Consider the following 21,749-nt stretch of genomic DNA (forward strand, 5'->3'; position numbering starts at 1 on the left):
AGCGGCCTCGTCGCGTGGTGGTGGTCCGCTACGGCCGGTCCGTGTAGGCGGCGGCCTGAGCCTCGTACATCGAGCGGTAGCGGCCCGGGCGCGCGAGGAGTTCGTCGTGCGTCCCGTGTTCGACGATGCGGCCTCGGTCCAGGACGTAGATGTGGTCGGCGGCGCGGATGTTGGCCAGGCGATGCGTGACGATGATGACGACCCGGCCGTCGTCGGCGCGTACGTGCTCGAAGACCCGCGCCTCGGCGTGGGCGTCCAGCGCCGAGGTCGGCTCGTCCAGCAGCAGCACCGCCGCGTCCCGGTAGAGGGCCCGGGCCACCCCCAGCCGCTGCCACTGGCCGCCGGACAGCTCCTGCCCGTCCCTGAAGTGGCGGGACAACACGGTGTCGGCGCCCTTGGGCAGGCTCGCGATCACCTCGCCGGCGCCCGAGGCCCGCATCGCCGCCGTCCAGCCGCGCTCCGGGTCGTCCCTCCCGAGGCGGCCGATCCGCACGTTGAGCCGGGCGGTCATCGGCCAGGTCGCCGGGGACTGCGCGACGACGGCGATCCGGTCGTGGATCGAGGCGGGATCGGCCTCGCCCAGGTCCAGCCCGTCCCACAGCACCGTCCCCCGGGTGGGCGGGTACAGGCCCGTCAGGAGCCTGCCCAGGGTGGACTTGCCGGAGCCGTTCTGGCCCACGAGGGCGATCGTCTGTCCGCGCCGTACGCTCATGGTGATCTCCCGCAGCGCGGGGTCCCGCTGCCCCGGGTAGGTGAACCAGACGTCCTTCAGCCGGATCTCCTCCGGCGCCGGGGCCGGGACGGCGGACGGGGCGCGCGTGCGGGCCGCCGCCTCCGCGAGGAGCTGGTCGAACAGCTCGACGTAGAGACTGTGCTCGTAGATCGCGTTGACGGCGCGCATCGTGTCGGTCAGGGCCGCGGACGTGGTACGCATCGCCACGACAGCGGTGCCGGACAGGGCGAGTTCCATGGAACCGGCATAGAGCAGCAGGCCCAGCACCGCGTACGCGGCCCCGATGCCCAGCCCGCCGGCGGCCCGGCCGAGCAGGCTCGCGCCCACCACGCGGTGCTGCAGCCGGACCTCCTGGCGCACCAGGTCCCGGTTGACTCGTCTGTACTCGGCCAGGAGCCTGCTCTGCAGGGTGAACGCGTGGCGTTCGAGCGCGAAGTCGCGGTGGGTCGCCGCCTCCTCGATGACCGATTTGCGCGTCTTGAGGGTGACCGTACGGAGGAAGTGGGCGTAACGCAGGCGTGCGACCCACGTGGTCGCCAGGCCCTCGGCGACGGCGGCCAGCAGGAGCACGGGGGTCAGCCAAGGGTTGAGCGCGCCGACGGTGAGACACGCGGCGAGTATGGCGATGGTGTCCGCCGCGAGGCCGGTCAGCTCGCGGACGGTCGCCTCTATGGCCCGCCGTCCGTTCTGGCCGCCCTGCCGCAGCAGCTCGCGGAAGTCGGCGTCGTCGAAGGCCCGCAGCTCCACACCGACGACCGCGGCGATCACGCGGTCGTCGGCGACCTGCGACACCCGCGGCGCCAGCGCCGCCTGCGCCGCGGAGACCCCGGTCTCGACGAGCGCCCGCAGCGCCAGCGCGCCGACGAACGCGGCGATCGCCGGCAACGACTGCACCACCCGCTCCGGCGTCGGCCCCCGGCCCAGCAGGACGGTGAACACGTCGGCCGTGGCCAGCAGCCCGAACGCGGTGGCGAGCCCGGACAGCGCCTGCAGGCCCGCGACGAGCGTCAGGAGGAGCGGAGAGGCACTCCATCCGAGCCGGGCGACGGTGGTGACGGCGCGGAGCAGAGGCTTGACCGACCCCCGTCGCCGGCCCGCCGTCCGGTCGGCCACCCACTCCGGCGGGGCGACATCCTCCACCCCTATCAGCGGCTCGACCGGGGCTACCCAGCCCTTCACGCACTGAGCCGTTCACTGCCGATGGCCTGCCAGGTGATCGCGAGCTGGGTACGGGTCCGGCACCCGGTCTTCGACAGCGCGTGCGTCAGATGTTTCTTCACCGTGTCGATGCTGATGAACAGCTGCTCGGCGATCTCATCGTTGGTCAGCCCGGCAGCGACCAGCTCGGCCACGTCGTGCTCGCGCGGCGTCAGCGACCACAGCCGCCGGGCGTCCACCTCGGGCGTGCCCGTGGCCGCTCTCATGGCGAGGTGATGGCTCATCTTGCACAGGATCGCCGCCTCCCGCGGTCCGGGCGGGGCATGGTGCGGGTACCACACGGTCAGCCGCAGGTCGCCCGGCGGCGGGCCGCCCAGCCTGGCGACGATGCCGTGCCCGCCGCGCACGGGGCCTGCGATCGTGGCGAGCCCATGCTGCACGGCGGTCAGCGGCGGATGCGCACAGGCGATGGCGTTGGCCAGGTAGAGGCACCCGTCCTCTCCACCGTCGGTCACGGTGACCCGGCTCCAATGGAAATGCCTAGCCAGGGATATGGGGAGGATGTCACCGAGCCCTTCTGCGGTCACCGTCGTGCCTACGTCTTCAAGGACCTCCAGGAGGAGCCGGTAATCCGATGACCGGAGTGGATCCGAAGGACTTACCCGCATCTATTCAACCTTCTTTGTGATGTGTCGCGGAATTACGGCCTAATCACGAGAGGGGAGGTCCACACTGTCGCAGGAACAAACCACGCGCCGCGAGGCTTGTAAGTTCTGGCTTAACTGTGCTGCTCAGCGTGGTCCATGACCGGCTGACGGCATGCTCCGACTGCGATGCCGAGGCGTATGTGGGGGAAGCGAATGCACAGAATTCACCTGACCACCGACGATTTGGCGCGGGTGCGGATGGCGCCGACGCTGGGCCCCATGGCCGAGACCATGTTCAGCCTGTACACGCTGCGCGGCGGGCGGGCGAGCGGGCGGGCGGAGGAGGCGGTGTTCGGCGCGTGGAGGCGTCGTGTGCGCGGCGGCCTCGACGCGCGGTCCGCGGTCCTGGCCGCCATCACGCCGGCCCGGAGGCCGAGTTTCGACATGGTCCTCCTCTCCGGGCCGGGCCGCGACCTGACCGAGAGCGCCGAGACCTTCCTGGCAAGCCCCCGGCAGGCCGTCCGGGCGGAGCTGGACTTCTACGCCTTCTACCATCGCCGGGTGCCGGGCACGCTGGCCGGGCTCGTCGACACCCTCGCCGTCCGGCGGGAGGTGCTGTCCACGGTGCAGGCGTACCACGGCGCCGCCGTCGGCCCGCATTGGAGGCGCATCCGGGCGCACCTCGACGCCGAACGCGCCCAGCGCGGCACGATCCTGCTCGACCACGGTGTCGACGGTCTCCTGTCCAGTCTGCACCCGGACATCCGGTGGACGCCGCCGACCCTCCAGGTCCATGTCGGCGACCAGTTCGACGCCGACTTCGCCCTCGAAGGGCGAGGGCTGCTGCTGGTGCCGTCGTTCTTCCTGCGCGCCCCCTCGGTGATGTACGACCCGCTCGAGCCCTCCAACTGCATCCTGATCTACCCGGCCGGGGTCGGCATCGACCACGCCGCGGACATCTGGACGGCCGGCACCTCGACGCGGGCGCTGGCCAACCTCCTCGGGCACACCCGCGCGTCGGTGCTCACCGCCATCGCCGACGGTGTGGCCACCACCGGCACCCTGGCTCGCCGCCTGGACATCTCCTCGGCCGCGATCAGTCAGCACACCGCCGTTCTGCGCGAGGCGGGCCTGATCACCACGCGCAGGCATCGCAGCAGCGTCCTGCACAACCTCACCCAGACGGGCCTGACCCTCCTCGACCGGCCCCACACACCTCTCGCAGAGGACGGTGAGTGAGCTGACCAGGCCGTCCGGAACCGCATCCCTGTTCGCCACAGGCCAGAGGCAGCGCTCGCCCAACGTGACCGGTCACGTGGTGCATCGTGCCAGTCCCACGCCGGTCATGATCACCGTTGTCCAGCACATGACGGTCGGGTTGCACGCGCGTCCGAAGTCCAGGGCAGCCATTGTTGCTAAAAGTAGCAGTCATATTACTGAACGTTATTGACGCTGGTAGGCAGGGCAAAGCAAAAGTGTCCCACTCGACACGAAGGAGAAATCGTGCACCGACCTGCCAAGGCCGTCGCTGTCGCCGCCGCAGCCACCACCGTCTTCACCGGCATCGCCTTTCAACCCGCGGCCGCGGCGCCCTACTCCTGGGCATGCCAGGAATACCCTTCCCGGCTGCCGCGGAACGCCACCATCGGCGGCATCATCGGCACCAACTGCTGGACAACCTCAGGTGATGCTTCTCAATACTTCTTCTTCTACCACCCCTCTCGAACCCTCCCGGTCTACTACTGCAGCGAGGCGTATCGGGAGAACGACTATGCCCCCAACGCCGTCGTAGGCAATGGATGCCATCATTACGACCCCAGCAATCCATGGAACCCTCCTCGTCCTCGGCCGTGGCCCTTCCCTTAGTCCAGCCGGCCAGGCGGTTCTCTCACTGTGGCCGGGTTCCGGTCATCGGCCGTCCACCAGTTCGTACAGGCACCAGCGCCACCCGTCGTGCTGAAGCCCGGTGTCGCCGCGCAGCACCGCGTCGCCGGGCAGTTCCTGCTGCTGCCCGAGCAGGCCGGCATGGTAGGGGCAGATCTGGAAGGTGCCATCGGTATCTGGGGTTATTGGCGTCTTCTCGCAGGTCAGAGTGAGCTGATCTTGTCAGCCACGTAAGATACGTTGGCTTGCCCAAGGGAACGTTGCATCGCGTGCGTGTCCAGGTGCTTCGCCCGAACCCGCGATGCCGGACAGAGGTTGAAGTCGGTGCGATGGCGAAGCCGAATCCGTCCAGCAACGCGGTGGTGACTGCGGCCGGGACCTGGGCGGCGGCGGTGAAGGTGAACACTGGTGTTGTGGGACGGCCGGCCTGAGTTGATCGTCTGGGGGCCGTCGGTCTAGAGTTCCAGGCAGCGTCGCGTGTCGGTGGCGGACTGCGTCAGGCATGGAGGCGTCGGATCCGGAAGGTGGTCATGATGACCCTTTCCCCGTTCCCCACCCGTGGGTGAGAGCGAGAAGAACAGGCTCATAGCCTGGAACCTTGAACTGCAGGCGGCGCATCAACGCTTGCACCGAGCACTGCGCCTCGTGCGCGAGTCCCTCGAAGCCGGAGACACCGCCTCGGCACGAGCAGACCTCCTGCTGTACTGCAAGGGATTCTGTGCCGCCCTCGACGGGCATCACGTACGCGAGGACGTCGCGCTCTTTCCCGAACTGACCGCGCGCCATCCGTCGCTGCGGCCCACGATCGCCAAGCTCCAACAGGACCACGAGATGATCGCGATGCTGCTCGGGCGGTTCGACCGCGCCATCACCTCGGACGCCACGCCGAGCGAGCTGGCCATGCACCTGGACGGCCTCTCCGCGATCATGGAGTCCCATTTCCGGTACGAGGAGCGTGAACTCCTGGGCGTCCTGTCAACGCTGGATCTCGACACCGATCCGCAGGACCTCCTCGGACCGCTCTGATCGCGGCTGCGCCGAGATCACTGCAGGTTTAGATCGAGGCCAGCGCCCACCTGGATGCGGCCCTTCACCTCCGGCCTTCAGGTCGAACCCGGCCTGCGTGAAACCCATGGCGTCACGCCGTGCTGTCCGCCGTCGGCTCACAGCAGCCCGCCGTTCTCGTCCAGGAACGCCGCCGGCGCTGCGTCGTCCAGGGCGGAGCCGGTGGCCAGGTCCCGGACGGCGGTGATGGCCTGGGCGCGATCGGTGGTGAACCTGATCTGCTGCGTCGAGACGCGGACCGCGCGGATGGCGCTGACCTGGCGGGCGGACCGAATCGACGCCCGCGAGCGCTCTCTGACCTGCCAGATCGAGCAGACCCAGGCGGAGATCGGCACTCTTACCGCGCGTCCGAACGACCTCAGCCAGGCGATCGAGCACCTGCGGATCAGCCGCAAGACCCTCATCTCCCTCGTTGAAGAGGACCTCCCCCGATCGAGCCCGTCGCGCCGCCGCCACCTGTCCCCGACCACCCCGCCTACCAGCAGATTCTCACCGTCTTCGGCGAGGTCGGCGGCTCCCTGCGCGCCCGTGGCCTGGCCCCGGCCATGGACCTGCCCCAACCCCACCGACGAAGGGACACCAGCTCGCGGAACGCGCTCTGAGATGTCAACGTCCTCCCGATCTTGGGGCGCTCGCAGCGTGCGGGCAGCATGGCATCGCACATCACCGAAGAGGAGTTGCGCCAGGAACGCGCCGATCAGCGCGGGCCGGCCGTAGCCGGCCCCGATCCTGACGGTCAACCGCGGGGATCAATCGGGCCACGAAACTGAAGGGCGCTCGATCGCGGACCATACGGCCGGTGCCGGGATGGCGCCGCAGCAGCTCCTCCAGCTCGGCGCCGACTGAGCCGCCCGCCCTCACCGTTCGGCCATGGCCGGCACAGGGCTGCCGCCGGGGCGTTTCGCCTTGTCAGGCCACCTCGGAGGAGGGCGCTGATCAGGTGTTGCACGAGCCGGGATCTCCCGCGGCGAACCCGCGCTTGACCCAGGCACGGACGGTGGACGTCTTGCCCCACCAGCTGTATTGCCGTCGCTATCGCCGACGACCAAGGCTACGAAGTAGCTCCAGTCCTTAGCGGAGCGGCCCTCCATCGGCCACACGCTCTTCATGAAAGCGGTGGCCAGGCAGCCGGACGGAGTGCAAGGAGCTGCTGGCACACCTCGAGGGTGACGTCGTCGGCCAGGAATGGGGCATCGCCGAGCCGGCAGAACGCGCTTTTTCGAGGGCGCAACCAACCCGATACTCCAGTGACACATCGCGATCATGGATCGGATCTGCGCTGGAAGTGGCGGTGCCGAGCCATGGCTTGGTGGCGTCGGCGCCAGTGTGACCAGCGCAGAACGTCCGTGAGGGAGCGGTGCCGGATCAGCACGAGGGCGGCGAGCAGCCGGCGGATCTCAGGCAGGGTCAGGGGGATGCCCTACGGCAACAATGGCCTCAGCTCTCATTGGTCCCGTAGAGCTCACGATGCCAGAGGTCGGCGCAGATGCGTTCGATGCCGGTGGTCAGATGGCGGCGGTAAGTGGTGAAGGGCAGGCCAAGGCGTGTGGCGGCAGCCTCCTGTGTGGGCACGCCGCGCAGGTAGGTGGTGTCGAGGGCGCGGCGGATCTTGCTCGCGCGCGGGTCCTGGCCCAGGTTTTCAATGCTCTGTTCGAGGAGCCGGCGCAGGGCCTGGGCGGGGTCGGCGTGGCCGGCGACGAGCCTGCTGCGGACGAGGGGATTGGCGGCCAGCTCGGAGGCCCGTGACAGGTGCCGCAGGGCTTTGCGGACAGCGTCGGTGAACTCCGCCTCCGACAGCACCCTGAGTTCAGGCTCCCGTCCGGGAGAGGGGTTTGTCGGCAGGTCGGCCGACAGCAACCGGTCGAGCCACACCTGGGCGGGCAAGGCGCGCCAGTCGTGGGCGAACAGGGTGTACTCGCGGTCTCCCAGCCAGGTGTGCTCATCCACTTCGTACGGACTGTCACGCCGGTAGTAGCCGCATCTGGGGTCATCGACGGGCAGGCCCATGAACGACCAGGCCATGCGCTCGGAGCGCAGGGAGTGGCCCACGCCGCGCCACTCCATCACCGATGACAGGCCCTGGTTCGGCTCGCGCACCCAGATTCGCCCGACACCCAGGTGCTCACCTTGCCGCAGTGGGGCGACCGCGCGGGCGTAGGCCCAGGCGGCGGCGACGATCGGGTCCGCGGCGGCCTCCTCGTCATCAGGCCGTTCCAGGCGAGGCCAGGTGCAGACACCGACCAGCTCACCGGTTGATATGTGCCGATAAAGGTGGAATGCCGCCGGTTGCCGGGCGGCCCAGAAGGCGACAGCGGCTGCCGACTCCTCGCAGTCGACCTCGGCGACCATGCCCACCACAGTCTCGATGTCCTCGGGCCGGAAGGCGTCTTCATATACATTGTCCTCTTGACGCCAAAAGTCCCGCCCTGACGGAGATCTGCGGTGGCGGCGCAGATAGAACATCGAGCCGACGACTCGCAGCACGTCGGTGTCGGCGACGGTGCGGATCTGGGCCATGAGATGGGTGTTGACGCGCTGCTGCAATTCGGTGTGGCGCTGCAGGTCGCGCCAGCTCAGATCCGCCTCGAGGATCTCGCGTACGACATCGTGCGGGTACAGCCCCAGCGGGCCGGACTCCATGAAGGGCAGCCGCCGCAACCACGCGAACAGGGTTGCCGCGTCGTCGTCGGGCAGGACCGCGCGCAACAACTCCTCTGTGGTGACGTAGGTGTGCGCGCACACCTCCAGCGCGTGCCGGTGCGCCAGGCTCGGCACCTCACCGACCAACTGATCGATCAGAGTGGCGACCACATCCCGGGTCGGCGTCCAACGGGAACTCGCTCCCCCGTCCTTGACCGCCACCGCAGCGCCCAGCGACAGGGCCAGCGGATGCCCGCCGGCGAAACCCAGCAGCGGCTCACGCACCTCCTCGGCCACGCCACGGGCTTCCAGCAGCGCCGCCGCGTCCACGGGACTCAGGTCACGCAGGGGCATGACCTGCAGCGTGTCCGACCAGGCCGGATCGGCCTGCCACACCAGGTCCGGAGGAAAACGCCCGGCCACCACGACCAGCGCACCGACCGGGATGCGGGGCAGGAACCGCTCGCGCAACCAGCCTTCCAGACTCTGGACGTGCTCGAACGTGTCGACGATCAGCACCGCGCGCTCATCGCCGAACACCGAGTCGGCGGCGGACTCGAAGGCCGCCGGAGACGGGCCCAGCGTGCGCCCGTCCAGCATCGTCACGGGCCGCCCGGCCGCCGACGCCTCCTGCGCGAACCGTCGCAGCAACGCCGACTTCCCGACACCGCCCGCACCGTGCACGAACAGCACCCGGCCACCGGTACGCAGCGCCGTCTCGAAGGCGGCGAACTCCTCCTCCCGCCCGACGAAGGACCGCTCCCTCGCCGCAAGCAGACGCAGCCCCAGCGGCTCAGAACTCTGGCGCTTCCCCACAGACATATCGGTTAGCGTAACGTTCCGCCCGAGGCCGGTGGCGGGATCTTCCTTTCGCTGTTTCAGCGTTCAAGCGGGTTTGTACCGACGGCTGCTGCCACACCACTCGTGACCAGGACAGACACCATCAGATCATGAACCGGAGCCACCAAACTCAGAGTCGTACAGGGCGTCAAACTTGCGCACGCAGGTTGATCTGGGTGGCAGGTGGGGCATCGGCCTGTCCAGGTGGCCAATTACACGCCGCGCTTCGCCCACCTGGGCGACCAGCGGTTCTGGCGGGCCGGCATGCCCGACGGCACGACCAGCGCGTAGGGGGTGCTGGAGGCGATCGCCCGGAACAAGGTGAACACCAAGAAGGTGCTCACGCAGTGGCCGGACATGCTCCGGGTCGCCGGATCGCTGGTGACCGACGCGCTGGGTGCCGAATCACGCTTCCAGGCCGGCGTACGGGCCTGCGAGCTCGGCCTGGTCCAGAGGGTCGTTCACGTGAAGTGACGCTCCCCGCTTCCCGCTGGATCGCGAAGGGCCGTTCTGCTCTGCCACGAGGGCGCGCTCAGGGTTTCACGGCATCGGGCTCAGGGGGTCGTGGACTCTATCATGCGGGTCAGGAGGGTGACGGCGACCTCCGGTTGAAGGCCCTGGCGGTGGATCAGGGATTGCCAGGTGGGGAATTCCACGGCGTGGTGGACGGCCGCTTTCAGCAGGACGGGCTCGGTGGCCTGGGGGGCGTAGGCGTCGATGAGGATGGCGGCCACGTCGTCCAGGTATCCGGTGAAGGGTTGCAGGCTCCGTTCGACCAGGGGGACCGTGGCCGCGTCCCTCAGCGCGTTCGTGAGCATCTGCTCGACGGTCTCGTAGTAGCCGTAGAGGGCGGTCAGGGCCGTGGTGAGCCGGTCAGAAGGGGAGCCGATCTCTTTCCAGGGCATGACGTCGGGCCACGGATGGTCGCCCCAGTATTCGCTGGAGCAGGCGGCGAACAGCTCCTCCTCCGTGGGGAAGTGCCGGTAGACCGTGTGGCGCTGCACCCCGGCCAGCTCGGCGATGCCCGCGATGGTCGTTTGGGCAGGCCCGATGCGGCCGTGCAGTTCGACGGCCGCCTGGGTGATCCGCCGGCGGGTCGTCTCCATCGCGTCGGCGCGTCGCCGCAACTCGTATTTGCGTGGTGTCCTCGTCTCGGCCATGCGGTCGCCCCGAACTCCTGACGCTCCCCCGCAGGCCCTCCGCCTGCGGGAACCCGATGTTACAGCGCCGAACACCGAATTTCATAGTACGTACGTGTGCATCTATTGACACGCCCGGCGCCGCGGACCTACTTTCATTGAACAGCTCCGTTCTATGAAATGGCTGGAGTGCACCCGTGACGAAGATGCGAACAGTCGTCGTACCCGCCCTCGACACCGCCTGGGAGACCCGAGACGTCCCCGAGGTAACGGCAGGTCAGGTGCTCGTGAGAGTGCACGCCTCCGGCATCTGCGGGACGGACGTCCTGATCACCCAGGGCAGGCTCTCCTTCGGAGCCGGCTTCCCCATGGCGCTCGGGCACGAAGGCGCGGGCGAGGTGGTGGCGGTCGGTGACGGTGTGAGCTCCCGCGAGGTCGGTGACCGGGTCGGCATCGTCACCCTGCAGAAGGCGTGCGGGGTGTGCGCGTGGTGCCGGCGGGGCGAGCCGCTCGACTTCGTCACCGCCGCCAACTGCGAGAGCCCCGTGCTGACCGGGATGAACGTGCCGGGGACGCACGCCGGCTACGTCGCCGTCCCCGCCGAGGCCACGGTGCCGCTGCCCGACGGGCTGTCGTACGAGCACGCCGCGCCCATCATGTGCGTCGGCTACACCGCGTGGGCGGGCCTGCGGCGCGCCAGCCCGCAGCCCGGCGACCGCGTCGCCGTCTCCGGCATCGGCGGCCTCGGTCACCTGGCCGTCCAGTACGCCAAGTCCGCCGGTTTCACCACCATCGCCGTCACCCGCTCACCCGACAAGCAGGAGCTGGCCCGCGAACTCGGCGCCGACGTCGTCGTCTCCGACGGCGCCCAGCTGCGCGAAGCAGGCACGCCGACGTGCTGCTGAACACCCACGGCTCCAACCAGGCCGTCTCCGACGCCCTGCAGGGGCTGGCGCCCCGAGGACGCCTGGTGCTCATGGGCATCGCGTTCGACGCCCTCTCCCTGACCAACATGCAGATGGTCATGAACAGCGTCCAGATCCTGGGCTCCGCACACAACGGCACCCGGTACCTCGTCGAGGCGCTGCGCATCGCCGGCGAAGGAAAGGTGACCCCGATGGTGGACGTCTTCGACAAGGAGCACGCCGCCGACGCCTACCGGCACACCGCAGCAGGCAAGTCCCGCTTCCGTACCGTCATCTCCTTCGCCTGAAAGGAAGACCGATGTCCAGCGCTTTCAAACGTCCGACCGAGCCCGAAGGCCTCACCGCTTCGCTTCTCGAGCGCTTCAACACCGGGGAGGTCAGCGCGATGATGGGGCTCTACGAGGAGGGCGCGGTGTTCGTCACCAACTCGGGGGAGCCGGTGACCGACCCCGCCGAGATCGAGCGGCACCTGGAGGGCTTCATGTCGTTCGGCCTGCCGATGAAGGCCAACGCCCGGCACTTGTACGTGGCGGGGGACGTCGCCCTGTTCGTCCTCGACTGGGAGGTCGAGGGCACCGGCCCCGACGGTTCCCACGTGCACCTGAAGGGCTCCGCGACCGACGTGGCGCACCGCGGCGCCGACGGCTTCTGGCGCTACGCGATCGACAACCCCTACGGCACGCGGTTCCGCGAGCAGGCCTGAGCCGAGAGGGTTCCAGGCGGTTTCCGCCGGGAACAGCCAAGGCCCGGTGGCCATCCGTTCCAGGACGCGGATGGCGCGGACGACCGGCAGGATGACGGTCCAGGGCAGGTCACGCGGCTTGCCGTCGGGGTATGCGTGCCTGCCCTCCTCGTCGCGGGCGCCTTTGATGACGTTCCCGTAGATCTCGTAGCGGACCGTTCCGGTGCCGTCGTCTTCGGGTTCTGGGCAGCAGCTACTACATCGACCGGTACACGCCGCAGGACGCCGCAAGAGTGGCTCCGCGCTGGCGCTTCCGGCACATCAGCGAGGACGTCCTGCCGGCGCTGAAGGCGCGCGGGCTGTTCGACGATGACGTGGACACGCTTCTCGTCGCGAACCCGCGGCGGCTGTTCGAGTAGGGCCGCTCGACTACGAGAGGCGCACGGACCTGAGCTCGCGGCGGGAGGCGATACCGAGCTTGCCGAAGATGTTGCGCAGGTGCGCGTCGATGGCGCGCGGGCTCAGGAAGAGTTGCGCCGCGACCTCCCTGGAGGTCGCGGCGGCGGCCACGAGCCGCGCGATGCGCAGTTCCTGGGGCGTCAGGGCATCGGCCGGCTGCGCCGCCCGCTTGCGTGGCTGCTCGCCGGTGGCCCGCAGCTCGCGGGCCGCGCGGCCGGCGAATGCCACGCCCATGCCCGACAACATCTCGTATGCGGCGCGGAGCTGTTCCCGGGCGTCCTGGCGCCGGCCCTCACGGCGCAGCCACTCGCCGTAGAGCAGGTGGGCGCGGCCGAGAAAGGTCGCGTACCGGCAGCTGGACAGATGATCGATCGCCTCGCGGTACAGGTCCTCGGCGGCGGGTCCGGTGGTGGTCAGCGCGCGTGAGCGTGCCTCCACCCCGAGCGCCGCCAGCAGTGCGGCGCGGTAGTCGCTCAACCCGTTGTGCAGAACGGACAGCGAGGAGTTGGCGAGAGTGACCACCGTGCCCTCGCCTCGCCGGGTCGCCTCCTGGACCATGACGTCGAGCAGCTCCACCGCTTCGGCCCGCCGGCCGACATACGCACGGAGGACGCTGTCGTGCGGCAGCGGCGGGGCGGTCGCCCACAGCCTGAAGTGCCCGCCGATGGACGAGGCCGCCGCCCGCTGGAACGCCTCCGGCGCGACCCCGCTCACCCTCCGTACGGAGGAGGAGCTGCTCGCCTTCTTCGACGGCATGGAGCTCGTGGAGCCCGGTCTGGTGTCGCTGCCGAAGTGGCGGCCCGAGCCCGGCACCAGCTTCACCGATCGCGAGGTGTTCCAGTACGGTCCGGTCGACTGCGAGATCGCGGCCACGTCGGCGACCAGGCCGGCGGCCTGGGCCAGGTCGCCGATCTGCACCAGGATGGTCGAGTGGAAGTTGAGCGCTGTGGCGAGCGTGGACAGCGTCCCGGCGTCGCGGGCGAGCCGGATGAAGCGGGTGGTCAGCTCGTAGAGGGCCTCGTCGTCCCACAGCATGTACGCGGCTCGGCAGGCCGCCCACAACCCCCGGCCGGCTGGCGTCGTCGGTGCCCAGGTGGTCGCGGTACGCCTGCAGTGCCCGCCGCAGGCCCGGCACGCTCGCCTCGTACCCGCGGGTGAACCTGGTCACCAGCCCGTCGAGCAGGAGATCGGCCGGGCTCGGCGGTCCGGCCGGCGGGGGAGCGTCGCGCGCCGCCTCGGCGACCTCCACCACGCCGCGGCCGTGCCCGAGCGGGCCCTGCTGGACTCGCGCCTCGCACCGGTCTGTGCGGGTTGTGCGCAAGGCTCGCCTCGGGACGGACGGGGCGGCCGGCTCAGTTCTGGGTCGTCGGGCGGATGACGATCTCGCCGATCTCCACGTCACGCGGCTGTTCGATGGCGAAGGCGACGGCGCGGGCGACGGCTTCCGGCGCGATGGCGTACCGGTCCATGTTGCGCTGGATCTCCTCGCGGAGCTCGGGGTTGTCGATGGAGCCGGCGAGTTCCGTACGCACGTAGCCCGGCGAGACCGCCGTCGTCCGCAGCACGCCGTCGGTCGACTCCTGTCGCAGCCCTTCCAGGAGGGTACGCACGGCGTTCTTGGTCGCGGCGTAGACCGCCATCGTGGGCGTGATCTTCAGGCCGGCCGTCGACAGGGTGGTCACGAGGTGGCCCTGCCCCTGCGCGCGGAACACCGGCAGCGCGGCGGCGATGCCGTGCAGCACGCCGCGCAGGTTGACGTCGATCATCGCCGACCAGCCGGCCACGTCGAGGTCGGCCACGGAGCCGATCTTGCTGATGCCGGCGTTGCCCACGAGCACGTCGAGCCGCCCGAACTCCGTCACGGCCAGGCCGACGAGTCGTTCGAGGTCGTCGCGGGCGGTGACGTCCACGGCGCGGGTGACGGCGCGCCCGCCGCGCTCGCGGATCTGCTGGGCGATCTCGTCGAGCCGCGCCGTTCGCCGCGCGCCGAGCACGACGGCGGCGCCCCGCTCAGCGAGCAGGCGGGCGGTGGCCTCGCCGATTCCGCTGCTCGCTCCGGTGATGGCCACGACCTTGCCGCTGATGGCTGACATGAGAATTTCCTCCGCGATAAAATGGACACGTGTCCGTTTAGATACTCTCATCGTACCGGACACTTGTCCGCTTAGCTGAACTCGTCATGCAGAGGACCGATGAACGCACCCCACCGCCGAGCCGACGCCGCCGAGAACCGCGCACGGATCCTCCAGGCCGCACGAGAGGTCGTCGCGAACGCGGACGAGGTGAGGCTCAATGAGATCGCGAAACGGGCCGGCGTCGGCCAAGGCACCCTCTACCGCCACTTCCCGACCCGGGAGGCCCTGCTCGCCGAGGTCTACCGCAAGGACGTGGACGACCTCGTGGCCGCCGCACCGGGACTGCTCGCCGAGCACGCGCCGCTGCCCGCCCTGGCCCGCTGGCTGGACCGGGTGGCCGAGTACGCGAAGGTCAAGCGCGGGGTGTTCGCGGCCGTCGAGGCGGGGCTGTGGCAGGACCTGTCCGCGCACAGCCTCGGCCCGATCGGCGAGACGCTGTCCACGTTCCTCGACGCGGGCAAAGCCGAGGGCACCATCCGCCCCGACATCGACGCCCGCGACGTCATCCTGCTCATCGGCTACCTGACCCGCCTGGAGCCCTCGGAGTGGGACGCCCGCGCCCACCGCCTCCTGCGCATCGTCCTTGACGGGCTGCGCCATCACGCCTGAGCAGGTTCACCGGCCGCCGGGCCGGGAAGGCCACCGATCAGGTGAGCGGAGTACGTGATCACAGGGCGACCAGGATCGCCTTGTGCTTGGTGAAGGCGTCCATCACCTCGGGTCCGCCCTCGCCGCCGATCCCGGACTGCTTGAAGCCGGCGAACGGCATGGGCCCCGTCGTCATCTCGTGGTGGGTGTTGACCCAGACCGTTCCCGCGTCGATGCCGTCGGCGACCCGGTGGGCGGTGTTAAGGTCCTTCGTCCACACCGAGGCCGCCAGGCCGTACTCGGTCTGGTTGGCCTTGACGATCGCGTCGTCGGCGTCGGTGAAGCCCATCAGCGCGCCGACCGGCCCGAAGATCTCCTCCCGCACCACCCGCATGTCCGGGGTGACCTCGTCCAGGAGGGTCGGGGCCACGAAGAAACCCCGGTCGCCACACCGGTTGCCGCCGGTACGGGTGCGCGCCCCATCCTGTGCGGCGAGGTCGAAGTAGCCCATCACGCGCTCGAAATGCGGGCGAGTGGCGAGCGGCCCCATCATCGTCGCCGGGTCGAAGGGGTCCCCGACCCTGAACGCGGCCATGGCCGCCGTCAGCCGCTCGGTGAACTCCTCGCGGATGCTCTCCTGAACGAGGATGCGGGTGCCGGCAACGCACGCCTGCCCGCTGCCGGCCAGGAGGGCGACGGCGACGCCGCGCGACGTGGCCTCCAGGTCGGCGTCGGCGAAGACCACGACGGGCGACTTGCCGCCCAGCTCCAGGGTGAGCCGTTTGAGGTCGGCGCTGGCCACCTCGTGGACGTGCCTGCCGACCCGGGTGGAGCCGGTGAAGGCGATCTTGGCGACTCCGGGGTGGCGGACCAGCGCCTCGCCGGCCACGCTTCCGGTGCCGGTGACCACGTTCACCACGCCGGCGGGCAGGTCGGTGTGCTGGTCCAGCAGCCCCGCGAAGCGGAGCGTGGTCAGCCATGACGCATTACGCTGCCTGGGGTGAGGGGTCGGCGGACTGAGCGCGAGGCACTTGAGCGGCTGGTCGCGGAGGCGCGGAACGCCCGCAGCGGCGTCCTGGTCGTGCGCGGCGAGGCCGGCATCGGCAAGACGGCGTTGCTGGCCCACGCCCGCGAGGCCGCGTCCGGGTTCAGGACGCTGCACGCCACGGGAGTCGAGGCGGAGATCGAGTTCGCGTTCGCGGGGCTGCACCAGCTGTGCGCCCCGCTCCTCGACCGCCTCGACACGCTGCCCGAGCCGCAGCAGATCGCCCTCGGAGTGGCGCTGGGACGCCGCACCGGCGACCGGCCCGACCCGTTCCTCGTGGGTCTGGCCACGCTCAGCCTCCTGGCTGAGGTTTCGGGGGAGCGACCGCTGCTGTGCCTGGTGGACGACGCGCAGTGGCTCGACGTGGTCTCCCTGCAGACGCTGGCGTTCGTGGCGCGGCGGCTGCACGCCGAGCCGCTGGCGCTTGTGTTCGGACTGCGCGACCCCGCACCCGGCAGTGACGCCGGGCGGCTGCTCGCCGGCCTGCCCGAGCTACGCCTCGAGAGCCTGGCCGACGACGACGCCCGGGCCCTGCTGACCGCGGCAGTCCGCGAGCCACTCGACGACGGTGTCCGCGACGGTATCCTCGCCGAGGCCCGGGGTAACCCGCTGGCGCTGCTGGAGCTGGGCCGGTACGCCGGGCCGACGGAGCTCGCCGGCGGCTTCGGCCTGCCGGGCGCCCTGAACGTCCCGGACGGGATCCAGGAGAGCTTCCGGCGTCGTACCGCCGCCCTGCCGGCGGCGACCCAGCTGTTACTGGTGGTGGCGGCGGCGGAACCGGTCGGCGACGCCGCGCTGTTGCTGCGTGCCGCCGACCACCTCGGCCTCGGACCGCAGGACGCCGAACCGGCGCAGGCCGCGGGGCTGCTGGCGATCGACTCCCGGGTGCGGTTCACGCACCCGCTGGCGCGCTCGGCGGTCTACCGGGCGGCCACACCGGCCGACCGCCGCCGGGCGCACGGCGCGATCGCCGCGGTGACCGACGCGCGGACCGACCCCGACCGCAGCACCTGGCATCAGTCGCGGTCGGTGCTCGGCACCGACGACGCGATCGCGGCGGAGCTGCAGCTCTCCGCCGACCGGGCACGGGCACGGGGCGGGCATGCCGCGGCGGCCGCGTTCCTGGAGCGGTCGGCGGAGCTGACCTCCGAGCCCGGCCTCCGGGCTCGGAGGTCGCTGGACGCCGCCCGCGCCAAGCACCAGGCGGGCGCGTCCGACGCCGCCCTGCACCTGCTCGCCGCCGCCACTGGTGGACCACTGGACGCGCTCCACCACGCCCGGGCGGAACTCCTGCGGGCACAGCTGATGTTCCACACGACCCGCGGCAACGACGTGCCCGCAATGCTGCTCGACGCGGCCAAGCTGCTCGGCCCGCTGGACGCCGCGCTGTCCCGGGAGACCTACCTGCACGCGCTCAAAGCGGCGATGCTCGCCGGTCCCCTTGCCTGCGGCCACGGGGTCGCCGAAGTGGCCGCGGCCGCTGGGGCCGCGCCCGCGCCATCCACGCCGCCGAGACCTCTGGACCTGCTGCTCGACGGCCTGGTGGCCTATTTCCTGCAAGGTTATGCCGAGAGCGTGCCCAAGCTGCGCCGGGCGGTGGAGTCCTTCGCGGCCCAGGCCCCGGCCGCCGAAGACGGCGAGCTACGGTGGGAGTGGCTGGCCAGCCACACGGCGATGGCGCTGTGGGACGACACCACGATCCGCGCCCTCGCCGACCGCTACGTGAGGCTCGCCCGGGAGACCGGCGCCTTGATGACGCTTCCGTTCGCGCTCAACCTCTCCGCGGTGGTGCTGACACACACCGGCGAGCTCGCCCGCGTGGCCGACCTCGTCGACGAGAGCGACGTGATCGCCCGGGCGACCGGAGCCGCGCCCATCCCCCACGGCAGGCTGCTGCTCGCGGCCTGGCGCGGCCACGAGGACGAGGCCGCCACGCTGCACCGCATGAGCGTGGACGACGCCACCCGGCGCGGCGAGGGCACCGCGCTCACGATCGCCGACTACGCGCTGGCCGTGCTGAGCAACGGGCTGGGCCGTTACGACGCCGCCCTTGCCGCCGCGGAACGCGTCCGGGAGTCCGGCGAGATGGTGCACGCCGGCATGGCCTTGCCGGAGCTGGTGGAAGCCGCGGTCCGCGCCGGCCGACCCGCGCCCGCGCCTGCGGCTGCGGCTGCGGCTGCGGCGCTGGAGCGGCTCGACGCTCAGGCACGCGCCACCGGTGCCCCGTGGGCGCTCGGGCTGGCGGCGCGATCACGAGCGCTGATCAGCACCGGCCCGGCGGCGGAGGAGCTGTACCGCGAGGCGATCGAGCGGCTTGGCGGCGGCCGGACGGTGCCCCACCTCGCCCGCGCCCATCTCGTCTACGGCGAGTGGCTGCGCCGCGAGGGCCGCCGCCAGGACGCCCGCGAACAGCTCCGCACCGCCCACACGCTGCTGTCCGACATCGGCGCGGACGGCTTCGCGTCCCGTGCCGCCGGTGAGCTGCGTGCCATGGGCGAGCACCCCCGCAAGCGGTCCGCCCAGCCCTTCGACGCGCTCACCCCCCAGGAGCTGCGCATCGCCAGGCTGGTGGCCTCGGGCGCGACCTCCAAGGAGGTCGCCGCACAGCTCTTCCTCAGCGCGCGCACCATCGACGCTCACCTGCGCAACATCTTCCGCAAGCTGAACATCACCTCACGCCGCCAGCTCAAGGACATGCGCCTGGCGTAGTCGCCGGTCACGACGGTGCGCCCGTAGTTCTGGGAAATGTAGGCGACGTTCCTAGGTGATGTTCGCCGATGCAACTGCGGTGGCGGGGCGGCGAGCATGAACGCGTATCCCAGGAGGGGCGTACAGCCGTAGAAGCCGAGCCGGGCGGGCCATGGTCGCCCGGCCCGCCGCTGAACCGATAAAAAGGAGTTTCGCCAATGACGAAGCAGATGAAGGCCGTCATCGTCCCTGATGTGAAGGCCGCTTGGGAGGTGCGGGAGCGGCCCGTGCCGGAGCCGGGGCCGGGCGAGGTTCTGGTGCGGATCCATGCGTGCGGGATCTGCGGCACCGATCTGTGGATGGCCCACGGGGTGCTGTCGTTCCGGGAGTTCCCGCTGCTGATGGGGCACGAGGGCGTCGGCGAGGTGGTGGCGCTGGGCGCGGGCGTCACCGAGCGCAAGGTCGGCGACCGTGTCGGGCTGCCGATGATGCAGAAGCGCTGCGGTGCCTGCGACTTCTGCCGCGAGGAGCACCCCAACAGCTTCGTCACCGCCGGCAACTGCGCGAACCCGACGCTGACCGGCGTCAACGTCGACGGCGCCCTGGCCGAGTACGCCGTCGCCGACGTCGGGGGGACGGTCCTGCTCCCGGACGGGATCTCCTACGAGGACGCCGCGCCCACCGTGTGCGCCGGCTACACGACCTGGGCCGGAATCCGCCGGGCCGGTGCCAGGCCGGGGGCCCGCGTCGCCGTCGTCGGCGTCGGCGGCATCGGCCACTTTGCGATCCAGTTCGCCAAGGCCGCCGGCTACCACGTCATCGCGGTGACCCGCAGCCCCGGCAAGCACGCGCTCGCCCGCGAGCTCGGCGCCGCGGACGTCGTCACCGACGGTGCGGCGCTCAAGGAGATCGGCGGCGCCGACGTCCTGCTGCACACCAGCAGCTCGCACGCCGCCGCCATCGACGCGATGACCGGCCTGCGGCCATGGGGCAAGCTCGTGCTGATGGGCCTGGCCGAGGACGAGATGATCCTGCCGGCACTGCCACTCACCACGCACAGCCACCAGATCATCGGCTCGGCCCACAACGGTCTGGAGTACCTCGCCGAAGCTCTCGACATCGTGGCGCGCGGCCAGGTCAAGCCGATGGTCGAGCTGTTCCCCCTCGAGCGCGTCAACGACGCCTACCAGAGGGCCGCGGCCGGCGAGGTGCGTTTCAAGGCCGTCGTCACGTTCTGACCGGGAGCCGGTGGCGAACAGCAGCCGTAATCGGAAGTCTGCCTGGGGTCCGCGATGCAAGCGGCCCGCAACGAGCGCAGCATCGCTCGATCACGACCTCAAAGAAGGAGCAGCTGATGCCTGTCGCTCTCGTCACCGGGGCTACAGCGATCGGCCTCACCACGGGGCCCTGGTCTGTGCCGGGCACCTCGCCGTTACCACCGCCAATGTGGCCAATGCGTTCGGTTAGCCGATCCGCTTAGTTGTGAGGGAGATCGTTTATGTGCGACACAGCGCCATGCACAGAGGAATGTTTGACGCCAAGGAATGGGGCGTTCACCCGGCGGGCGGCCCTGATCGGCACCGCGGCGATCGCGGCGAGCGCCGTCGCCGAGCCCTCGCAGGCGAGCCCCACGGGCCCGCACGGGCGCGGAATGGTCACCCCGACCTCGTACGCCGATGCGGGCAACATCCCGGTCAGCGAGCCGAACCAGGTCCTCACCTTCGGCCCGATCGCGTTCGAGGTGCCGGGCCGCCCGGTGCCGTTGGAGATCAAGGTCAACGTCCCCGCGGTCGGCGGGAACCTGCCGATCATCCTGATGTCGCACGGTCACGGCGCCTCGAACTTCCTGTCGTCGCTGCGCGGCTGCGGCCCGCTCGTCGACTTCTGGACCGCGCACGGTTTCGTGGTCATCCAGCCCACCCACCTCGACTCCACCGTGTTGGGGCTGCGCGAGAGCGACCACCCCGAGGCGCCACTGTTCTGGAAGACCCGTGCTCAGGACATGAGCTTCATCCTCGATCACCTCGACGAGATCGAGGCCGCCGTTCCCGGCCTGGGACGGTCGACATTCATGGCTGGCCGCGGTTCGTCGGGGCGCACTCGCCTCGACCGCAGGCGGGTGGCGGTCGTCGGGTTTTCGCTGGGCGGGCACACCGCCGCGATGCTGCTCGGTATGCGGACCGCCGACCCGACCGACGGCAGCCGCGTGCATCTGCCCGACGCCCGGATCAAGGCCGGTGTCATCCTCGCCGCGCCCGGTGTCGCCGACGAGCACACCAACCAGGAGATGCTCGACCGTTACCCGGTCAACAAGTACACCGATTTCAGCACGATGACCGCGCCAGCGCTGGTGGTCGCGGGGGACAGGGACCTCAACCCGATGTTCTCCGACCGGCTCAGCTACCGCTGGGACGCGTACACGTTGGCCCCCGGCCCCAAGACGTTGCTGATGATGCACGGCGCGGAGCACATCCTCGGCGGCATCTCCGGCTATGACGCGGCGGAGACCTCCGACGAGAACCCGGCGCGGGTCGCCGTGCTCCGCGCCATGGTCTGGGCGTATCTGCGTTCGCAGCTCTACCCGGCCGACCCGGCCTGGCAGCACGCGGTCGCGGCGCTCGATATCGGCTCTGTCGAATCCAAGTAGGCCACAGGAGCGGGCGGCCGGCAGTAGCGCGCCCCGGCCAGCCCGCGAGCGCGACCTCGACCTTTTGCCTGGGGCACTCGACCAGTCACCACGCGACACCCTTCGGGCTGCAGGTCCAGTATCTCGGAGCCGAGTTCTTCCGTTACCCATAAGGATCTTTACAGAAGATCACAACGCATGTGATGATCACTCCGTTTTGCCACAACTGTTCGAAAGGCTCGAGTGAACCCATCACGAACGCCGTCCGGCTTATCCAGCCGGACGCGCCGCCGCGCGGCCCTGATCGCGGCCCTGACCATGCCGCTCTCCCTCATGAGCGCACCCGCGGTCGCCCAAGGCCCCACGCCACCCCCCACCACTCCCGCTCCCCCTCCCACGACGCAGCCGAGCACCCCCGCCACACCCACCGGCAAGGCGCTGGCGCAGGCCAAGAAGGAAAACCGGCGCGTCGAGATCGAGTCCCTGCACTCCGA

General features: G+C 70.3%; 22 protein-coding genes. 14 read left to right on the forward strand and 8 right to left on the reverse strand.

Annotated features, from left to right (window positions below; translation table 11 throughout):
• Positions 1–28: 28 nt before the first annotated feature.
• Both AB0I79_RS40370 and AB0I79_RS40375 read right to left on the reverse strand, forming a co-directional pair.
• The gene (locus tag AB0I79_RS40370; protein ID WP_357885068.1) at positions 29–1,912 is read right to left on the reverse strand and encodes an ABC transporter ATP-binding protein; all 1,884 of its coding nucleotides are present in this window, start codon (positions 1,910–1,912) and stop codon (positions 29–31) included.
• Positions 1,909–2,406 carry a helix-turn-helix transcriptional regulator gene (locus AB0I79_RS40375; protein WP_357885070.1) on the reverse strand — a complete coding sequence of 166 codons (498 nt, stop codon included), beginning with the start codon at positions 2,404–2,406 and terminating at the stop codon, positions 1,909–1,911. Before AB0I79_RS40375 ends, AB0I79_RS40370 begins: the two co-directional genes overlap by 4 nt.
• Positions 2,407–2,751: 345 nt before the next feature.
• Here AB0I79_RS40375 and AB0I79_RS40380 point away from each other — a divergent pair, with 345 nt between their 5' ends.
• The 4 genes from AB0I79_RS40380 to AB0I79_RS40395 all read left to right on the forward strand — a co-directional run bounded on the left by AB0I79_RS40380 (position 2,752) and on the right by AB0I79_RS40395 (position 5,448).
• Complete coding sequence (locus tag AB0I79_RS40380) at positions 2,752–3,777, forward strand: winged helix-turn-helix domain-containing protein (RefSeq protein ID WP_357885072.1); 1,026 nt, start codon at positions 2,752–2,754, stop codon at positions 3,775–3,777.
• A 264-nt stretch (positions 3,778–4,041) separates the two neighbouring features.
• The gene (locus tag AB0I79_RS40385) at positions 4,042–4,404 is read left to right on the forward strand and encodes a hypothetical protein (protein WP_357885074.1); all 363 of its coding nucleotides are present in this window, start codon (positions 4,042–4,044) and stop codon (positions 4,402–4,404) included.
• Positions 4,405–4,491: 87 nt separating this feature from the next.
• Positions 4,492–4,656 carry a hypothetical protein gene (locus tag AB0I79_RS40390; RefSeq protein WP_357885076.1) on the forward strand — a complete coding sequence of 55 codons (165 nt, stop codon included), beginning with the start codon at positions 4,492–4,494 and terminating at the stop codon, positions 4,654–4,656.
• 324 nt (positions 4,657–4,980) lie between these two features.
• Entirely contained in the window at positions 4,981–5,448 is a 468-nt protein-coding gene (locus AB0I79_RS40395; protein ID WP_357885078.1) for a hemerythrin domain-containing protein, read from the forward strand.
• Between the two features lie 137 nt (positions 5,449–5,585).
• On the opposite strand, the gene AB0I79_RS40400 is transcribed toward AB0I79_RS40395, so the two are convergent.
• Together AB0I79_RS40400 and AB0I79_RS40405 are read right to left on the reverse strand one after the other, a co-directional pair.
• Positions 5,586–5,891: a hypothetical protein gene (locus AB0I79_RS40400; RefSeq protein WP_357885080.1), complete on the reverse strand. Its 306-nt coding sequence runs from the start codon at positions 5,889–5,891 to the stop codon at positions 5,586–5,588.
• A gap of 1,033 nt (positions 5,892–6,924) precedes the next feature.
• Complete coding sequence (locus tag AB0I79_RS40405) at positions 6,925–8,943, reverse strand: ATP-binding protein (protein ID WP_357885082.1); 2,019 nt, start codon at positions 8,941–8,943, stop codon at positions 6,925–6,927.
• A gap of 318 nt (positions 8,944–9,261) precedes the next feature.
• On the opposite strand from AB0I79_RS40405, the gene AB0I79_RS40410 reads away from it, so the two are divergent.
• Complete coding sequence (locus AB0I79_RS40410; protein WP_357885084.1) at positions 9,262–9,441, forward strand: hypothetical protein; 180 nt, start codon at positions 9,262–9,264, stop codon at positions 9,439–9,441.
• Positions 9,442–9,521: 80 nt separating this feature from the next.
• Here the strand turns inward: AB0I79_RS40410 and AB0I79_RS40415 are convergent, their stop codons facing one another.
• A complete protein-coding gene (locus AB0I79_RS40415) occupies positions 9,522–10,127 on the reverse strand; it encodes a helix-turn-helix domain-containing protein (protein WP_357885086.1) in 606 nt (201 codons plus the stop codon).
• Between the two features lie 185 nt (positions 10,128–10,312).
• Between AB0I79_RS40415 and AB0I79_RS40420 the strand changes: the two genes are divergently transcribed.
• From AB0I79_RS40420 to AB0I79_RS40435, 4 genes are all read left to right on the forward strand, one after another.
• Entirely contained in the window at positions 10,313–11,011 is a 699-nt protein-coding gene (locus AB0I79_RS40420) for an alcohol dehydrogenase catalytic domain-containing protein (RefSeq protein ID WP_357885196.1), read from the forward strand.
• Complete coding sequence (locus tag AB0I79_RS40425) at positions 11,002–11,319, forward strand: zinc-binding dehydrogenase (RefSeq protein ID WP_357885088.1); 318 nt, start codon at positions 11,002–11,004, stop codon at positions 11,317–11,319. Before AB0I79_RS40420 ends, AB0I79_RS40425 begins: the two co-directional genes overlap by 10 nt.
• Before the next feature lie 11 nt (positions 11,320–11,330).
• Positions 11,331–11,735, forward strand: coding sequence for a DUF4440 domain-containing protein (locus AB0I79_RS40430; protein WP_357885090.1), 405 nt, complete (start codon positions 11,331–11,333; stop codon positions 11,733–11,735).
• A gap of 239 nt (positions 11,736–11,974) precedes the next feature.
• Positions 11,975–12,133 (forward strand): hypothetical protein, encoded by a 159-nt coding sequence (locus AB0I79_RS40435; protein WP_357885198.1) that lies wholly within the window; start codon positions 11,975–11,977, stop codon positions 12,131–12,133.
• A 10-nt stretch (positions 12,134–12,143) separates the two neighbouring features.
• On the opposite strand, the gene AB0I79_RS40440 is transcribed toward AB0I79_RS40435, so the two are convergent.
• Complete coding sequence (locus AB0I79_RS40440) at positions 12,144–12,929, reverse strand: LuxR C-terminal-related transcriptional regulator (protein ID WP_357885092.1); 786 nt, start codon at positions 12,927–12,929, stop codon at positions 12,144–12,146.
• Between AB0I79_RS40440 and AB0I79_RS40445 the strand changes: the two genes are divergently transcribed.
• A complete protein-coding gene (locus AB0I79_RS40445; protein ID WP_357885094.1) occupies positions 12,838–13,185 on the forward strand; it encodes an SAM-dependent methyltransferase in 348 nt (115 codons plus the stop codon). The two genes, AB0I79_RS40440 and AB0I79_RS40445, sit on opposite strands and share 92 nt — an antisense overlap.
• Positions 13,186–13,525: 340 nt before the next feature.
• On the opposite strand, the gene AB0I79_RS40450 is transcribed toward AB0I79_RS40445, so the two are convergent.
• Positions 13,526–14,266 carry an SDR family oxidoreductase gene (locus AB0I79_RS40450; RefSeq protein ID WP_357885096.1) on the reverse strand — a complete coding sequence of 247 codons (741 nt, stop codon included), beginning with the start codon at positions 14,264–14,266 and terminating at the stop codon, positions 13,526–13,528.
• Between the two features lie 99 nt (positions 14,267–14,365).
• Between AB0I79_RS40450 and AB0I79_RS40455 the strand changes: the two genes are divergently transcribed.
• A complete protein-coding gene (locus AB0I79_RS40455) occupies positions 14,366–14,917 on the forward strand; it encodes a TetR/AcrR family transcriptional regulator (RefSeq protein WP_357885098.1) in 552 nt (183 codons plus the stop codon).
• 58 nt (positions 14,918–14,975) lie between these two features.
• Here the strand turns inward: AB0I79_RS40455 and AB0I79_RS40460 are convergent, their stop codons facing one another.
• The gene (locus tag AB0I79_RS40460) at positions 14,976–15,872 is read right to left on the reverse strand and encodes an aldehyde dehydrogenase family protein (RefSeq protein ID WP_357885200.1); all 897 of its coding nucleotides are present in this window, start codon (positions 15,870–15,872) and stop codon (positions 14,976–14,978) included.
• A gap of 24 nt (positions 15,873–15,896) precedes the next feature.
• On the opposite strand from AB0I79_RS40460, the gene AB0I79_RS40465 reads away from it, so the two are divergent.
• The 3 genes from AB0I79_RS40465 (at position 15,897) to AB0I79_RS40475 (ending at position 21,276) form a co-directional block, all read left to right on the forward strand.
• Positions 15,897–18,650: a LuxR C-terminal-related transcriptional regulator gene (locus AB0I79_RS40465; RefSeq protein ID WP_357885100.1), complete on the forward strand. Its 2,754-nt coding sequence runs from the start codon at positions 15,897–15,899 to the stop codon at positions 18,648–18,650.
• Positions 18,651–18,847: 197 nt separating this feature from the next.
• A complete protein-coding gene (locus AB0I79_RS40470) occupies positions 18,848–19,867 on the forward strand; it encodes an alcohol dehydrogenase catalytic domain-containing protein (protein WP_357885102.1) in 1,020 nt (339 codons plus the stop codon).
• Positions 19,868–20,160: 293 nt separating this feature from the next.
• Positions 20,161–21,276, forward strand: coding sequence for a chlorophyllase (locus AB0I79_RS40475; RefSeq protein ID WP_357885104.1), 1,116 nt, complete (start codon positions 20,161–20,163; stop codon positions 21,274–21,276).
• Positions 21,277–21,749: the final 473 nt, after the last annotated feature.

The sequence above is a fragment of the Nonomuraea sp. NPDC050202 genome, from assembly GCF_040656115.1.
In the GTDB taxonomy this organism is placed as follows: domain Bacteria; phylum Actinomycetota; class Actinomycetes; order Streptosporangiales; family Streptosporangiaceae; genus Nonomuraea.

Coding starts and splice junctions, on each gene's coding strand:
- AB0I79_RS40380 (WP_357885072.1), top strand. CDS start 2,752: ATGCACAGAATTCACCTGACCACCGACGATTTGGCGCGGGTGCGGATG.
- AB0I79_RS40400 (WP_357885080.1), bottom strand. CDS start 5,891: ATGAGGGTCTTGCGGCTGATCCGCAGGTGCTCGATCGCCTGGCTGAGG.
- AB0I79_RS40415 (WP_357885086.1), bottom strand. CDS start 10,127: ATGGCCGAGACGAGGACACCACGCAAATACGAGTTGCGGCGACGCGCC.
- AB0I79_RS40420 (WP_357885196.1), top strand. CDS start 10,313: ATGCGAACAGTCGTCGTACCCGCCCTCGACACCGCCTGGGAGACCCGA.
- AB0I79_RS40430 (WP_357885090.1), top strand. CDS start 11,331: ATGTCCAGCGCTTTCAAACGTCCGACCGAGCCCGAAGGCCTCACCGCT.
- AB0I79_RS40445 (WP_357885094.1), top strand. CDS start 12,838: ATGGACGAGGCCGCCGCCCGCTGGAACGCCTCCGGCGCGACCCCGCTC.
- AB0I79_RS40440 (WP_357885092.1), bottom strand. CDS start 12,929: ATGCCGTCGAAGAAGGCGAGCAGCTCCTCCTCCGTACGGAGGGTGAGC.
- AB0I79_RS40450 (WP_357885096.1), bottom strand. CDS start 14,266: ATGTCAGCCATCAGCGGCAAGGTCGTGGCCATCACCGGAGCGAGCAGC.
- AB0I79_RS40455 (WP_357885098.1), top strand. CDS start 14,366: ATGAACGCACCCCACCGCCGAGCCGACGCCGCCGAGAACCGCGCACGG.
- AB0I79_RS40470 (WP_357885102.1), top strand. CDS start 18,848: ATGACGAAGCAGATGAAGGCCGTCATCGTCCCTGATGTGAAGGCCGCT.